At 57.9% G+C, this 14,498-nt stretch carries 14 protein-coding genes and 1 tRNA gene; 9 read left to right on the top strand and 6 right to left on the bottom strand.

Annotation, left to right across the window (positions count from 1 at the left end; genetic code table 11):
* Positions 1-397 precede the first annotated feature (397 nt).
* Positions 398-1,456, bottom strand: a complete 1,059-nt coding sequence (locus EC9_RS09495; RefSeq protein WP_246106042.1) for an efflux RND transporter permease subunit — start codon at positions 1,454-1,456, stop codon at positions 398-400.
* A gap of 132 nt (positions 1,457-1,588) precedes the next feature.
* Between EC9_RS09495 and EC9_RS26925 the strand changes: the two genes are divergently transcribed.
* Complete coding sequence (locus EC9_RS26925; RefSeq protein WP_246106041.1) at positions 1,589-1,729, top strand: TetR/AcrR family transcriptional regulator C-terminal domain-containing protein; 141 nt, start codon at positions 1,589-1,591, stop codon at positions 1,727-1,729.
* A gap of 553 nt (positions 1,730-2,282) precedes the next feature.
* On the opposite strand, the gene EC9_RS09490 is transcribed toward EC9_RS26925, so the two are convergent.
* From EC9_RS09490 to EC9_RS09475, 4 genes are all read right to left on the bottom strand, one after another.
* Positions 2,283-2,365: transfer RNA gene (locus EC9_RS09490), tRNA-Ser, on the bottom strand.
* 83 nt (positions 2,366-2,448) lie between these two features.
* Positions 2,449-3,783 (bottom strand): transcription termination factor Rho, encoded by a 1,335-nt coding sequence (gene rho / locus EC9_RS09485; RefSeq protein ID WP_145344394.1) that lies wholly within the window; start codon positions 3,781-3,783, stop codon positions 2,449-2,451.
* 614 nt (positions 3,784-4,397) lie between these two features.
* Positions 4,398-4,589 (bottom strand): hypothetical protein, encoded by a 192-nt coding sequence (locus EC9_RS09480; protein WP_145344392.1) that lies wholly within the window; start codon positions 4,587-4,589, stop codon positions 4,398-4,400.
* Between the two features lie 334 nt (positions 4,590-4,923).
* Positions 4,924-6,090: a cysteine desulfurase family protein gene (locus EC9_RS09475; protein WP_246106040.1), complete on the bottom strand. Its 1,167-nt coding sequence runs from the start codon at positions 6,088-6,090 to the stop codon at positions 4,924-4,926.
* A 381-nt stretch (positions 6,091-6,471) separates the two neighbouring features.
* Here EC9_RS09475 and EC9_RS09470 point away from each other — a divergent pair, with 381 nt between their 5' ends.
* From EC9_RS09470 to EC9_RS27140, 4 genes are all read left to right on the top strand, one after another.
* The gene (locus EC9_RS09470; protein ID WP_145344390.1) at positions 6,472-7,086 is read left to right on the top strand and encodes an OmpH family outer membrane protein; all 615 of its coding nucleotides are present in this window, start codon (positions 6,472-6,474) and stop codon (positions 7,084-7,086) included.
* The gene (locus EC9_RS09465; RefSeq protein ID WP_145344388.1) at positions 7,073-7,732 is read left to right on the top strand and encodes a DUF2780 domain-containing protein; all 660 of its coding nucleotides are present in this window, start codon (positions 7,073-7,075) and stop codon (positions 7,730-7,732) included. The genes EC9_RS09470 and EC9_RS09465 overlap by 14 nt, the downstream gene beginning before the upstream one ends.
* A 279-nt stretch (positions 7,733-8,011) precedes the next feature.
* The gene (locus EC9_RS09460) at positions 8,012-8,836 is read left to right on the top strand and encodes a sugar phosphate isomerase/epimerase family protein (protein ID WP_145344386.1); all 825 of its coding nucleotides are present in this window, start codon (positions 8,012-8,014) and stop codon (positions 8,834-8,836) included.
* A 298-nt stretch (positions 8,837-9,134) separates the two neighbouring features.
* On the top strand, positions 9,135-9,569 hold the full coding sequence (locus EC9_RS27140; protein ID WP_218934699.1) for an RNA recognition motif domain-containing protein: 435 nt from the start codon (positions 9,135-9,137) through the stop codon (positions 9,567-9,569).
* A gap of 173 nt (positions 9,570-9,742) precedes the next feature.
* Here the strand turns inward: EC9_RS27140 and EC9_RS09450 are convergent, their stop codons facing one another.
* Positions 9,743-11,275, bottom strand: a complete 1,533-nt coding sequence (locus EC9_RS09450; protein ID WP_145344382.1) for a CehA/McbA family metallohydrolase domain-containing protein — start codon at positions 11,273-11,275, stop codon at positions 9,743-9,745.
* A gap of 144 nt (positions 11,276-11,419) precedes the next feature.
* Between EC9_RS09450 and EC9_RS09445 the strand changes: the two genes are divergently transcribed.
* The 4 genes from EC9_RS09445 to EC9_RS09430 all read left to right on the top strand — a co-directional run bounded on the left by EC9_RS09445 (position 11,420) and on the right by EC9_RS09430 (position 14,144).
* A complete protein-coding gene (locus EC9_RS09445; protein ID WP_145344380.1) occupies positions 11,420-12,373 on the top strand; it encodes a DnaJ C-terminal domain-containing protein in 954 nt (317 codons plus the stop codon).
* Positions 12,373-12,756 (top strand): ribonuclease P protein component, encoded by a 384-nt coding sequence (rnpA, locus tag EC9_RS09440; RefSeq protein WP_145344378.1) that lies wholly within the window; start codon positions 12,373-12,375, stop codon positions 12,754-12,756. The genes EC9_RS09445 and rnpA overlap by 1 nt, the downstream gene beginning before the upstream one ends.
* Before the next feature lie 20 nt (positions 12,757-12,776).
* On the top strand, positions 12,777-12,983 hold the full coding sequence (gene yidD, locus EC9_RS09435) for a membrane protein insertion efficiency factor YidD (protein WP_145091875.1): 207 nt from the start codon (positions 12,777-12,779) through the stop codon (positions 12,981-12,983).
* A 111-nt stretch (positions 12,984-13,094) separates the two neighbouring features.
* Positions 13,095-14,144 carry a Gfo/Idh/MocA family protein gene (locus tag EC9_RS09430; protein ID WP_145344376.1) on the top strand — a complete coding sequence of 350 codons (1,050 nt, stop codon included), beginning with the start codon at positions 13,095-13,097 and terminating at the stop codon, positions 14,142-14,144.
* The last annotated feature ends 354 nt before the right edge of the window (positions 14,145-14,498 follow it).

The raw sequence follows: 14,498 nt of genomic DNA, 5'->3' as shown, positions 1-14,498 counted from the left end.
ACAAACGCACGGGGGTGATCCACGCGATGCGTCTGAAGAACCATCCATCACGATGGTTCTGGTCGCTGGCGTTCGGTTTTGAGTTGAACCAGGTCTTAAAAACACGCTCCCAGATTCCGTTCTGCAGAAGGCGCCGTAACGTCATCGTTACTTGCCCCGTTCTTTGTGCCAATGCATTCCAGATACCTTGATGCGTCGCTGCCCCCATGTTTGCATGCCGACTCCACTACGCCACTGCCGATTGGGTAGCCCAGTAATTGCATTTCCGCATAATCCATGAAACAGTCGCAGCGACGAAGGTAACTTTCCGGCTTAGCGGCTGCGTCTTGACGTGGTGACCTGAACCCGGGCGTGCGCAAGGCCTATTTTTGACCTAGGTGAGCGGATTCAAACTAGGTTACACCGATGGGGTTGGAATGGGATTGTTGGCCTCGCGAAGCCGAGACGAGGGGGACTGGAAGGAATAGAGGACGGGGATGACAAATAGCGTCAGGGCGGTCGCAAACGTAAGACCATAGATGAGCAACCAGGCTAAGCCTTGCCACAGCGGGCCGCCGGCAAGGGCGAGAGGAACGAGGCCGCCCACGGTGGTCGCGGTTGTCAGGAAGATCGGCATCAGCCGTTGCCGGGCAGCGTCGACGATGGCAGCATGATATTCGCTGCGCGTCAGAGGCCGATCCTTCTCCGTTGAAGTTTGCTCCACGACGATGTCGGCAAATTCGACGAACAGGATCGCCGAATTCAATACGATTCCGAACAACGCCAACACGCCAAGCTGCGGCATGAATCCAAAAGCATTGTTGGTTACCCATAGACCAAACAGAGCGCCGACAAGGGCAAGAGGCAAGGTCACCATGATGATCGAAGTGCGAGAGAGACTGTTGAATTGAAAAATCAACAACAGAACGATTGCAATAAATGACATGCCAAACGAACGGAACATTTTCCCTTGAGCCTTCATCGACTCTTCGAGAGCGCCGCCGATCTCGATGCGAAATCCGGGAGGCAATTCGGCCTTCACCTGCTCCATCGCCTCGCAATGGAAGACGCGATTGGTAATGTCGTTTCCCGACGCCCCGTAGTTGATCCGCGATCGGACTTCGATCGTTCGGTTTCCGTCGCGTCGATCGATCGTCTCCAAACGCCATTGCGGTTCGACGTTTGCAATCGCTGCCAGTGAAATCTTGCCGACGCGGCTTTCGATGTGAGAGCTGTTGACGGCACCAAGCGACTGGCGGCTCTCGGGCTTCAACCGAAAGTAAACCGGGATTTGTCGGTCTCCCTCGCGATACATCGTCAGCAGTTTGCCGGAGTAATAAGCGTCGAGCGTTGATGCAACCTCCGCGGTGCGAATTCCCGAAAGGCTCGCTCGATCGGAATCGACATCGACGAACAACTGCTGGCCGGAGACGCCCCACGAATCGTTGACGTCCCACGTGTCCGGCTCGGCGTCCACGATCGACTTGACGCGGTTGGCGATGCGTCGCAGCTCGTTTGCGTCGGCAAGCCCATTACCCACGACCCGCAAAACGACGGGATCCGCGGGGGGCCAAGCGCCAACTCGATCGGAACCACTCGGGCGCCAGCGATGCAATTCGTCGACTTGCTGCGCACGTTTGCTTTCTGGCCAACGATCGTCCACGGCGAGCCCACACCGTCGCGTCGCAAACGCAACCAGATCGTCGAGCGCACCGTTGAAATGTTTCTCAGCCGGTACGGCGTCAGCTAAGATCTTCGTACGATCCTTTCGCCAATTGACGGCACCCTGACTTGCTGTGATGCGTTGAGGGCCTTTTCGATGGAGGCCGTGAAAAATAGCCGCGTATCCGTTGGCGACGATGGTCCCATGGGCAACGCAATCATAGACTCGCCTTGGCCGAGCGGTTCTCATGGCGGTTTGAGAGCGTAATTTTGACGACGCCCTGTTTCACCGTTTCCAAGCTTGCATCCGCCTCGCCTGCCCCCGCGCATCTCCATTGGCGGATCAAAATGAACTGGCTTGGTCATGCCGACAGCGAAAGGGGCCGCCGGCGCTACGACCACCTCGGCAGAGACGAATCCCGCATGGAAATGGAGAACGGAATCTGCTCGAAGGAATCTGCGGGGGCCACCACCGACAACAAGCAACCTTGAGGCGGGGAGTGATGCCGAGTCGAATACCCCAGTGGTTCAAGCAAGGCATCTGAGACGCACGATTTTGTACCAGCTTTGTCCCAGGCGACTGAGCCAATAAAAAAACACCGCCTGAAACTCAATGTTTCAGACGGTGTTTTTAGAAATAGCGGAGGACACGGGACTCGAACCCGCAGCCCCTTACGGGGTACCTCAGTTCCAATGAGGCCGCTCACCAATTCGCTTATCCTCCAGGCAGTGCGTTGCTTGTATTAAAACAGACAACGCCGCGGCAAGAGCTTCGCTGGAATGCCGCGTTCTGTAAAGAGGGCTTTGTCAACCTGTCAGCTTTGCACCACTGATTAGCTTGATAAATTCTTCGTTGGATTCAAATCGGCCAAGCTGTTTGGTCAATTGTTCCATGGCGTCGACGTGGTGCATCTCCGAGAGCGTGCGACGCAGCATCGTGACCGCTTCGTATGTCTCTTCGTCGTGCAGCAGTTCTTCGCGACGGGTGCCCGATTGCGAGATATCGATCGATGGCCAGACGCGGCGATCGGCCAGACGGCGATCGAGCACGACTTCCATGTTGCCGGTACCCTTAAATTCCTGGAAGATCGCTTCGTCCATTCGGCTGTTGGTGTCGACCAGAGCGGTGCCGACGATCGTCAACGAGCCCCCTTCCTGGAACGCACGCGCGGTGGCGAACAATTTTTTCGGAATGTCCATCGCTTTGACGTCCAGGCCGCCGGTCATCGTCGCCCGGCCGCGGCCGGTCTGACCGACCCACTTGTTGAACGCGCGAGCCAAGCGGGTGATCGAATCGAGCAGCAGGAAGACGTCCTGGCCCATTTCAGCCAATCGTTTGCAGCGTTCGATCACCAGTTGGCTGAGTCGGACGTGCGAATCGACATCCATGTCCAAGCTGCTGGCGATGACTTCGCCGCCGACGACATGTCGCTTCATGTCGGTGACTTCCTCGGGCCGCTCATCGATCAAAAGCACGATCAACTTGACGTCCGGGTGGTTTTCGGCGATTCCGCTGCTGATGTTCTGCAACATCACCGTTTTGCCCGATCGCGGCGGGGCAACGATCAGCGAGCGCTGGCCCTTGCCTAGTGGAGCGAGCAGGTCGATCACGCGGTTGGTGAGCGGTTTTTGGCCGATTTCCAAACGCAGCCATTGCTCGGGATTGATCGCCGTCAGCGAGTCGAAATTTTTGACTTCGGCGTATTCGTCGGGAGTAATTCCATCGACGTCGAGAATTTCGCGGATTCGCGGGCCCTGATGCCGTCGGCCGGGTTGGACCATACCGCGGATCATCACCCCTTCCCGCAGACCGAACTTTTCGATCATCGTGCCAGGGACAAAGGGGTCCGAACGGTCACGGCTGAAGTTGTTATCTGGGCTGCGTAAAAAGCCGTACCCGTTGGGGTGCATTTCCAGCAAGCCAACACCTTCGACCAACGGAGCATCGTCGTCAACGGTTGGCAAGTCGCCCTCGGGCTGACGGTTGCCGTTGTTATTGTTGTTTCCGTCCGAAGGTCGCCGTCTGCGACGACTGACGCGGCCTTTTCCGCCGCCGCCGCCACCGCCGCCGCCATTTCCGTTGGAATTGCTCTCGTTTCCGCTGCCGCTGCGTCCGCGGTAGGATCGTTTCTTTTTAGCCATGAGTCACCCAAGATAGCCAACCGGAGCCCAAGCTTCACCGCGAGGTGATGCACCGAACTACGTGTGCTGGAGTAAGAGATTTCGCCGCAAATCCTTTTAGTTGCAAAACAGAGGTCATGTGTGAGGGATACCAGAGCGGCGGACTGGTCGAGCCCGATGTCGAGCGTATGTCAACTGCAACCGAAGAGGTCTTCCAAACCAATTCTCGTAGAAGCAGACTCGTAGAACCCTGATAAAACTGTCGTACCCGATCGTGCGGCACAAGAGCATCGACAAAAGATGCTAAAGCGATTCATGCACCAAATGGCCTAATGCCATGATCCGTGAGGAATCCAAGTGTCAAAACTTGGGAGTGCGGTTGAATCGACCGTCGATGCGGATTCAATTTGGGCAGCACACGCTATGGTGTAACCACGCCCCAAACACGAAAATCAGGAGTTCTGTGTTTACCTAGAGGCGGACACTCGGCAATCTACTACAAATCGCCGTGCCCTGTTAAGACCAATGTCTTATTCACTGACTGAATCGTATCGCGACTTTAAGCATTGTCAAGCCCGTCGCGGTGATCTGGGGAATTTTTATACCCGAACTGGCCCCTCGTTTTCCGTAATCGGCTATTTGCCGACGTTTTGTAAGCTGGGCGATTCCCTGTCGACCGAATCCCATCGGTTGGCAAAAGGAGCCGCGTTCGGCGGGAACTGCTCGGTAAAGGCTGGCAAGTTGTCCGGCAGATCGCTGTTCAAGATCAACGGCAACCCCGAGGGGCCCGCTTGCGCCTTGATTCGCTGTCCGTTGGCGAGTTCCACAATGAATTGAAACGTTTCGTCTGTTGTTCTACTGGGATGCTTGCTTCGCATGGGTCCGCCAAAATGTGAATCAGTGGTGATAAGATTGCCGCTACGTCGGAAGCCGATGCAATCGGTGGCGTGCCCCGGTGCCACAGAACGATAGGGTGACGTGACGACGGTTTGTTTTTGCGCCCGTTAACAATCCGCGTAAAATCGAGAGTGAAACCGTTGAGATCTCGCGATTTTGAAGCCCAATCGCTTTTGCTGGCCCCAGCACCCGAGAAAAACCCCACACGTGACCATACACAACAGCACGCATCAGGTGGACCATTAGGGGCGAGCTGGATGACGCTCAGCCGAGGCGGCGCATTTGGTCGTAGGCGTCGGCAAGCATCGCGGTGGCTTGATCGATCTGTGCCAGCGTATTGAAGCGTCCGAAACCGATGCGCAGACTCGACCGAGCTTCCTGTTCGCTGCGGCCGATTCCCAGCAGCACGTGACTGGCCGTTGCGTCGACGCTGCTGCATGCCGAACCGCTGGAGACCGCTAACTGAGGCGAGGCGAGCATGATCGCTTCCCCTTCGACTCCTGGAAACATCAGGTTGAGGTTGCTGACCAAACGGAGGTCCGAATCGAGTGGTGGTCCGTTGAGCTGCAGGCCAGGTATTCGTTGGTTCAGCCCAGTGAACATCCGTTGCCGCAATTGCCGGATTTGAAGAGTCTCCGACGGCATGTTGTCGACGCACAATTGCAGCGCGGTCGCCATGCCCACGATCCCAGCCGGGTTCATCGTCCCCGGGCGCAGACGGCGCTGTTGACCGCCACCAAACAGCTGCGGCTTGATTCGCGCAAGTCTCCCCTGGCGGCGGACGTACAACAGCCCCGCCCCCTTGGGGCCGTAAAACTTGTGCGCCGAACAACTGAGCAGATCGACCTCCAATTGCCCGAGGTCGATTTCAACCCGGCCTACCGCTTGGGTCGCATCGGTATGGACCGGGATCCCGCGCCGGTGGGCGATATCGACCAGATTCGCTAGCGGATGCAGGCTGCCAATCTCATTGTTGGCGAGCATCAACGAGACGATCGCGGTGTCGTCTGTCAACGTGTCGGCGAATTGCTCCGGATCGATCTGCCCATTGGCATCGACGTTGAGCACCGTGACGGCAAAGCCTTCGCGGCGCAGCGATTCGATCGGGTCGAGGACCGCCGGGTGCTCGGTGATCGCTGTCACGATGTGGCGTTTGCGGTTTCGCGGGTGCAAACAATGTCCCAGCAGTGCGAGGTTGGTGCTTTCGGTGGCGCCGCTGGTGGCGATCAATTCTCCCGCAGTTGCCCCCAGATTTGCCGCAAGGCTATCCATCGCATCGGCAACTGCGTCTGCGGCGGCATTGCCCGCGACGTGGGAAGTGCTGTGCGGATTGCCATAGGTTTCCAACAGCAGCGGCAGCATCGCGTCGACAACGCGGCGGTCGCACGGTGTCGTTGCGTGGTTGTCGAGGTAGATCAATTCGTCGGACATTGGGGTGACTCGTGGTCGGGCGTCAGGCGATCCGGGGCAAACGATCGGCTGACCGCAGCGACGTACAAGCATGTAATAATTTCGTCGCTTTGTAATTTGTGCAACACCCTATCATTGGAAAGGAGTTGCACGGCGAGGGATGAAAACAGGGCGTTTTCCTAGGCGCAACGACTTCTCGGCGGGTGGATCGGCAGAGCGGACGAGTTTGGCACGCGGTATGCGTTGGGTTGCGATTCGACTCCCGTAGGGGCGGGCATTCAAGTGGCGGTTCGGATCGGAAGACCTGATGGAACAGGCCCGGTGGCGAGCCCCTGTATTGCTTCTGGGTGGAAGCAGCGACCGAAGCCAATCTAATATGCATGCGATGCAAGGAGCGCAACCGTGCGGAGACCCTCTGTGTTGATTTTGATGTTGGGAACGCTGGCGATAGGCATGGCCGTCCCGCTGCGTTGTCCGGCGGAATCACCGACTGCGGCTGGAAGGTTTGCAATCATCGACGTCGCCTACATTTTCAAAAATGCGGCGAGCATCAAAGCGGAGGTCGCCGCGATCGAGCAGCAGATGGCCGGGTTGCAGCGATACGGAAAAGCAAAACAGCAGGAGATGCTCGAGGAGGCCAAGGCGATCCAAGCGTTGAAGCCTGGTTCGATCGAATATGCGCGCCAGGAGGAGAAGGTTGCGGAGCTTGAATCGTCGTTAAAGTTGGAGGTCTTTCGCCGCCGCAAGAGCTTGGCCGATGCCGAGGCGAGCTTGTATTTTGCAAACTATCAGAAAATGCATCAGATCATCGCCCAGCTTGCTCAATACAACAACATCGACCTGGTGCTGCGATACGACGGCGAAGGGATGGATATCGACAAACCCGACACCGTGCTGCGGAGCGTGATGAAAAACGTTGTCTATCGATCCGACGCAATCGATTTGACCCAAATCGTCCTGGCGGCGATGGAGAAAACCCAGGTCGCTGCCAAACCGGTCGCCAATGCGCTCCATTGACTGGCCGCCATCACTCCGAAGCGGCCTGAATGCTAAAACTGCGCCGCGGCGTGACGGCAAGGGGTTTTCTTACGCTTCGAATCTCCATTACATTGATGCCACTTGTGGTCACCGATCGCGCGATGTGTTGCTTTCTTCGCGGCAACGTAAAGGTGTTGGCATCGATCCTGCAAGCGAGACCACTGTTCGCGATTCAAGCAATACAAAGGGTGCACCAATGGACGAACTGCTTCAGCAATTGACCGACCGCTTAGGGATCGATCCGTCGACCGCTCAAGGAGTCACTGGGAAAGCGATGGCGATGATCAAGGAGAATGTCGACGAATCGACCTTCAAGAGCTTGGCCTCGTCGATCCCTGGACTCGATTCGATCATCACCGCAGGCGAAACCCATGACAGCGGCGAACCGAGTGGTGGGTTGTTGGGAAAGTTAGCGGGAATGGCTAGCGGCATGCTGGGCGGATCGGCGGGCAATGCGTTGGAGATGGGAGCGGCACTTTCGGAAAAGGGTTTGCCGACCGACAAGTTAGGCGAGTTCGTAACGATGCTGATCGCTTTCATCAAAGAGAAAGCGGGGGACGACGTGCTGGAGCAAGTGTTTGCCAAATTCCCCATGCTGAAAAGCCTGATCGACAGCCAAGGTTGATGCGGGGGGCGTCTGAAAGCCCCTTGCAACCGCGACGCCAGGCGTTGTCTTAGAGACCAGCGTCGGTTGTTGCGAAGGAATCGGGGGCGCCACAGGTTGCTGTGGCGAAGACTGCCTCGCCGGCTTCTTCGGCGAGCGTTGGATGCGACCGGTTCCCATGGCGCAGCCGTCACATGCGATTGTTGCGGTTTGCGTGCTTTTATTTGTTAGGCCGAGAGAATGTCCGGCCTTTAATCATTTTTTAGAGTGTCAACGAGCTCTGCTCAAAGGGACAACACAATGGCAGGATTTCGATATGGCATCTGTAATGAAACGTTCCAGGATTGGCCGCTGGACAAGGCGCTCGATCTAGCCCGACGTGTCGGTTATACCGGTTGGGAAGTTGCGCCGTTCATGTTGGCCGACGATGCTCGATCGATCACGGCACAGCAACGGAGCGATTATCGTCGACAGGTGGAAGGGGCGGGGTTTGAAGTCATCGGCCTACATTGGTTGCTGGCGAAGACCGAGGGTTATTATTTGACCACCGACAACGCCGCGGTTCGCCAGGCGACGACCGAGTACTTCTGCGAACTAGCGCGGTTGTGTAAGGATCTGGGGGGCAAGGTGATGGTTTTGGGATCGCCGCAGCAGCGGAATGTTCCCGAGGGGGCATCGATGGAGCAGGCTTATGAATTCGCAGCCGAAGTGTTGCGAGGCGTCGTGCCGGCGCTCGAAGCCAACGATGTCCGCATCGCGTTGGAACCGCTGGGGCATGAAGAGGGGAACTTCATGAACACGCAGGCCCAGGGGCGACAGCTGCGCGAGATGATCGGGTCGGAGCACGTCGGTTTGCACTTGGATGTCAAAGCGATGAGCGACGAAACCGACGACATCGCGGGGCTGATTCGCGAAAACGCAGACCTGATGCTTCACTTTCACGCCAACGATCCCAATCGCCAGGGTCCTGGGATGGGATCGGTCGATTTTGCCCCCATCTTTGAAGCGCTCGGCGCGGTCGAATACCAGGGGTGGGTCTCGGTGGAAGTCTTCGATTACGCCCCCGGAATCGAGACCTTGGTTACCGAAAGCATGAAGAACATGCTTGCCGCTCAGAAGCCGTAGTCCCTTTGGTGCAATGCGTTTAGCTCAAGCGGACCGCTTAATTTCGAGCATTTTGGGCTGCTGGGGGGCTCTGGCACTGCTCTCCAGAAGCCACAGTGATCCGAGAAATTACTAGATTTCCTAGGATCAAGGGGGTATGCGGGTGTTCCCGGGTCGAGTATACAATACGAGATTGGACGTTCGTGGAAACGTAGCCGGATCACCTGGCCCCGCAAGTATCGTTCGTACCACTCGATGGATCTCCCGAGAGATCTGATTCTATTACAGCCCAGAAAGTTAGACGGCTGGTTGTCCATCCATGCATGGGAGTTTTGTGTTGGGAAGGAAACTGTATTGTGGAAACTTGAGCTTTAGTGTCTCAAGCTCCGATTTGGAACAATTGTTCGCTCAGTTCGGTACGGTCGAAAGTGCTCAGGTCATCACAGATCGCGACACTGGCCGAAGCAAAGGCTTCGGCTTCGTTGAAATGGGAAGCGACGCGGAAGCGCAAGCGGCCATTACGGGCCTCAATGAACAAGAACACGACGGTCGCTCGTTGACCGTTAATGAAGCTCGTCCGCGTGAAGATCGTGGCGGCGGCGGTGGCGGTGGTTACCGTGGCGGTGGCGGCGGTGGTCGCAGCGGCGGCGGTGGCGGCTACGGTGGTGGCGGCGGCGGTGGCTACGGCGGCGGCGGTGGTCGCAGCGGTGGCGGTGGTGGTGGACGCGGCGGACGCCGTGACGACCGTTACTAAGTCGCTACTAGCTCTGATAACATGAAATTTCAGTCGCTCGCCGATATTTGGTTGGCGGCGCGGCTGACAATCTCTGATTGCCTAGCATGGCCTGGATGCCTAGCTAGGTTTCTTTTTTTATACGGCCTGACTTCCCCCCCTGGTCTCGCCAGCTCGCTGCCGAAGTCCGCCAATCAGTCGACCGTCGCCTGTTCCAAGCGTTCGTCCCAGAACGATCGGGCTGCACGAATGAATGGCGTTACGCTGCGAATATACTCAGGCGACTTCTTTAGCAGCATCTGTTCTCGCTGCTGCAGCCAGTCGATAAAAAATTCGACCGCCGAACGGCTGATCCTGGGCTGGTCGGGAAACATGATGTACCACGGTGCCGAGACGGCAGCGCGATAATGTTTGTCGTAACCGGTCACGACGCGAGCGACGACCCAACCGCTGCGGTCGAAAGTGAACGCGGGGATCACGCCCTTGCTGTCTTTGAATTCCTCTAGCCGCGCCGAATAGATCACCGCGCCGTTGTAGATGACCTCCAAGTAGTCGACCGGGTCGCGAGTGCCCAGTTGCAGGTCCATCTGCAATTCCAGCGGTTCGTTTCCGTAACTGGTAAAGACGTGACCAGGGTATTGCGAATCGAGCCTCGGTCGCAACAGCGGACCGTTGGTCACGACCGATCGTCCCGACCATAATCCGCTCCAGAACGCTTCGGGAGACGTTTCTTCACCACACTGAACATAGACACGGTTATATCCCAAGGGGTTCTTGATCGATCGATAGCCGCTGCCGCTTCCAGCGACTGGTGGAATCCGGAACCCGGCCTCCAGGATATGATGGTAGATATCGTCGGCCCAGAAACCGAGTCCCAATGGATTGTCGTATTCGGGCTGCGTGGCGGGGCGACCATTGGAAACGCGAGAGACCGAACGGTCCAGTTGCAAGAAATCCCCCATCAACGCAAACCCGTTGACCTTGCCGCTTGCTAACCAGATCGGCAGATCCCAGGCAAAAGGGTTTTCGACGACAAAGCGCGCTTGCGGGGCCTTCCTCGCGTTGCGGAACAGCAGACTGCTGGGGGCGTCGTCGTCGACGGGCTGGATCGTTGAATCGGCGCCAACGACCAGCAACCCGCTCCCCTCGCGCCGATCGATCATGTTGTCGGTGGTGATCTGCATCGTCTCGATGCCAATCTCGGCCGCTGACGCATCGGCTTCGGTCTGGGTCGGTTTTCCATCGCCGGTGCGATTCGCCAGGGAGACGATGTCGAGATCCTCGGCCCTCATCAACAGCGGTAGGTCGCGGAGTTTGTGATCGACAAACAGATCGCCGCACAGCCAGCCTTCGGCTTGCGTATCGACAAAACGTTCCAGAGTGATCGTGTGGCTATCTTCCGCGGTGCGATCGATCTGAAAGTTGCCGGTCATGATCCGATATTCGGGGCCGCGCGTCAGGTGGAACTGGAAGTCGCCCGAGGGGACTTCCAGGTCGATCTGTCCGTCGATCGCCCAGCCGATCCCGGCATTGGTCGCACGACGGACGGGGACCTCGCGGCCACGCGGGCCGATCATCACGACCCTGGCGGCGACAGGTTGGTTGCTTTGGCGGTCCTTGATCTGCAGCTTCAAGACCCCTGCGGCGCGTGCTGAATGGGGGAACGATGCGCAGCCCAACAGTGTCGCGGCGGCGAGTGAACGTTCGATGAAGGTTCTTAAGTTCATTGTCAGAAACGGTTTATGTTGAAAGTGCGGTGGCGGAATCAACGACGTCGGCTTTCGGGAATGCACGCCTTTCTTATAAGATTACGATGCGATTGCTGTTGGCGTCGCGCGTTGGAACAAATTCAGGAAGACAGACGGCAAGGTATGGCTGAAGATCTTTATCAAGTACTGGGTGTCAGCAAGACGGCTGAAAAGGACGAAATCCAAAAAGCCTATCGCAAGCTTGCGCGCAAATATCATCCCGACCTGAACCCCGACGATAAATCCGCTCAGGAGAAGTTTAAGCGCATTCAAGAGGCTTACGACGTTCTGAGCGACTCGGAAAAGCGGGGAGCTTACGATCGCTACGGCAGCGACTTCGAGCGAGTCCGCGCCGGCGGCGGGGCTTGGGACGGCGGCGGCTTTGAAGGCGTCGACGTCGAGCAAATCTTCGGCGGACGCGGCGGTGGCGGCGGCGGCGGAGGTTTCCAAGGCGGCTTTGGCGATTTCTTTGAACAGGTTTTTGGTGGGCATCCCGGTGGCGGTCGATCTGCTCCGCGGCAACCGCGTCAAACCCGCGGATCCGATGTTCGCCAAGAGGTTCCGATTCCGTTCAATACAGCGGTTTTGGGCGGAAAGACGGAGATTCGGATCGGCAAGCCGACGGGGACCGAAAGTGTTTCGGTGACGATCCCCGCGGGGGTGGAAACGGGATCGAAGATTCGCTTGCGTGGCCAGGGCCAAGCGTCGCCCAACGGCGGCCCGACGGGCGATTTGATCCTGCAGTTGAACGTCACGCCGCATCCCTACTTTCAACGCCGCGGCAAGCACTTGGACCTAAAGCTGCCGCTGTCGATCGGTGAAGCGATGTTGGGAGCGAAGGTCGATGTGCCAACGCCTGGCGGGACGATCTCGTTGACCATTCCGCCTGGCAGCAGCGACGGCAAGCGACTGCGGATCAAAGGGCAAGGCGTCCGCGATCCGAAGGGAGACGCCGGCGATCTGTATGTCGAGGTGCGTCTGCAGTTGCCGACCGAAATCGATGAGCAGAGCGAAGAGCTGATTCGCAAGTTCGAAGAGCGTAATCCGTTGCAACCGCGGCGATCGTTGATTTGGTAATGGATCAGCGATTCTCGAAAACGCTGCGGCTGAAGACGCCCGAACAATTTGGAACGATCATTCGCAAGGGCCGCGTGGCGACCGATCGGATGCTGGTTCTCAACGCGATGAGCAACGACCTAGGCTTCAGCCGAATCGGGATCACCATCCCCAAGAAGGCTGGCAATGCCGTGGTCAGGAACCGCTGGAAACGCTTGATTCGCGAGGCCTTTCGGACTCAGAAGGATCAACTGCCGCAGGGCTTTGATTTTGTCGTCCGGCCGCGCCGCGGGGCGATCGCCGAGCACGCTGCGATTCGCAAGTCGTTGGTCTCGGTCGCCTGGCGGGCAACCGGGCAGCGGCGTGGCGACGATGCAAAACGAAAACCCGAGTCGAAGTCTTAGCCGGGGGCGAACCGAAAGCGATGCGTTGGCTGTTTATCCTCCCGATCCGCTTCTACCAGCGTTGGATCAGTCCGATGCTGGGCCCCAATTGCCGGTTCAGTCCGACGTGCAGCCAGTACACGATCGAAGCGATCGGCAAGTACGGCGTGCTGCGTGGAATCTGCAAAGGCGTCTGGCGAATCGCTCGCTGCCATCCCTGGAATCCCGGCGGTTACGATCCGCCGTGATTTACTTATAATGCTCGGCGATCGGCGGCTGAAAGCGTTGCTTGCTGAGCCCCGTCAAAGACTCCCTCCTCTCTCCCGCTGAACCCTCTTACGTTGAAAGATAGATCTTAAATGTCGATCGGATTTGGAATCATTGGCTGTGGAATGATCGCGAACTTTCATGCCAAGGCATTGACCGATGCGCCGGGTGTGGAATTGGTCGCCTGTTGTGCTCGCGATTTGGAAAAAGCCAAAGCCTTCGGCGAGCCTCTGGGGATCGCTTGTTACGGATCGGTCGAAGAGATGTTGGCCGATCCGAAGGTCGCTGCCGTGAGTATCGCGACGCCTAGCGGAGCGCACATGGAACCGGCGCTGTTGGCTGCCGAAGCGGGCAAGCACGTTGTCGTCGAAAAGCCGTTGGAAGTCACGCTGGAACGATGCGACAAGATCATCGACGCCTGCGACAAGGCGGGAGTCAAGTTGGGCGTGACGCTGCAGAGTCGGTTCCACAAGAGTTCGCAGTTGATCAAGGAGGCGGTCGAAGGCGATCGCTTTGGCACCGTCACGATGGGCGACGCGTACGTGAAATGGTTCCGCACGCAAGAGTATTACGACAGCGGCGCGTGGCGCGGCACCTGGGAATTGGATGGCGGTGGGGCGTTGATGAATCAAGCGATTCACACCGTCGATCTGCTGACCTGGATGATGGGACCTGTCACCGAGGTTACCGCGTGCACCGGGACTCTGGCACACGAGCGGATCGAAGTAGAAGACGTCGCCGTCGCGACGGTGCGCTTCGAAAGCGGCGCGTTGGGAGTGATCGAGGCTTCGACCGCTGCGTTTCCTGGCAGCCTGAAGCGGATCGAAATCTCCGGCACGCTCGGCACCGCGGTCCTGGAAGAAGAGGATATCAAGACCTGGGAATTCGCCGAGATGACCGACGAAGACCGCCGGGTGCAGGAAGAAATGATCGGTAAAAACAAGACCGGCGGCGGTGCTGCCGACCCAGCGGCGATCGGCCATCATGGGCATACCGCCGTCTTCACCGACGTGGCTCGGGCGATCCAATCGGGCGAAACTCCGCTTGTCGACGGGCGCGAGGGCCGGCGATCGGTAGAGATTATCCTTGCAATCTACAAGGCCGCCAAAGAAAAGCAGAGCGTTCCGCTGCCTTTGGTTTAGCGTGCTACAACTCCCTTGCGGCGACCAAGGAGGCCCCCGATTCCTGGTCTGACCAGACGGTGGCTCGCCGCCCGATCCCACCGACGCTTTGCTCCTCGTTCTAAGGGGGGACCGTGGGTGTTGAGATTTGGGGGGGGGGGCAGTATCATAGCGTTGCCAGTAGTGGGGGCGTTCGACCTGAAACCCGTTACGTCGATCTGCGGATTAGCGTTGGAGTGCAGACAATGGGGCGCAAAACGATGGATGGCTATTGCTTGTCGTTGAATCGGCACCGGGGCGGGGTGGTCGATTCATTTGCTGCGCCCGTTCATGGCGCTCCATTCAGAACGCGATGCTAGCGCAACCCAGCGAAGA

It is taken from the genome of Rosistilla ulvae, assembly GCF_007741475.1.
In the GTDB taxonomy this organism is placed as follows: Bacteria; Planctomycetota; Planctomycetia; order Pirellulales; family Pirellulaceae; genus Rosistilla; species Rosistilla ulvae.
The sequence above is the reverse complement of the archived record's forward strand: the minus strand, read 5'-3'. Positions and strand labels throughout refer to the sequence as shown.

Excerpts from the sequence above, each read along its gene's own strand:
- EC9_RS26925 (WP_246106041.1), top strand. The coding sequence starts at position 1,589 with ATGCAATTCGTCGACTTGCTGCGCACGTTTGCTTTCTGGCCAACGATC.
- rho (WP_145344394.1), bottom strand. The coding sequence starts at position 3,783 with ATGGCTAAAAAGAAACGATCCTACCGCGGACGCAGCGGCAGCGGAAAC.
- EC9_RS09475 (WP_246106040.1), bottom strand. The coding sequence starts at position 6,090 with ATGTCCGACGAATTGATCTACCTCGACAACCACGCAACGACACCGTGC.
- EC9_RS09465 (WP_145344388.1), top strand. The coding sequence starts at position 7,073 with ATGCGCTCCATTGACTGGCCGCCATCACTCCGAAGCGGCCTGAATGCT.
- EC9_RS09460 (WP_145344386.1), top strand. The coding sequence starts at position 8,012 with ATGGCAGGATTTCGATATGGCATCTGTAATGAAACGTTCCAGGATTGG.
- EC9_RS27140 (WP_218934699.1), top strand. The coding sequence starts at position 9,135 with ATGCATGGGAGTTTTGTGTTGGGAAGGAAACTGTATTGTGGAAACTTG.
- EC9_RS09450 (WP_145344382.1), bottom strand. The coding sequence starts at position 11,275 with ATGAACTTAAGAACCTTCATCGAACGTTCACTCGCCGCCGCGACACTG.
- EC9_RS09445 (WP_145344380.1), top strand. The coding sequence starts at position 11,420 with ATGGCTGAAGATCTTTATCAAGTACTGGGTGTCAGCAAGACGGCTGAA.
- rnpA (WP_145344378.1), top strand. The coding sequence starts at position 12,373 with ATGGATCAGCGATTCTCGAAAACGCTGCGGCTGAAGACGCCCGAACAA.
- yidD (WP_145091875.1), top strand. The coding sequence starts at position 12,777 with ATGCGTTGGCTGTTTATCCTCCCGATCCGCTTCTACCAGCGTTGGATC.
- EC9_RS09430 (WP_145344376.1), top strand. The coding sequence starts at position 13,095 with ATGTCGATCGGATTTGGAATCATTGGCTGTGGAATGATCGCGAACTTT.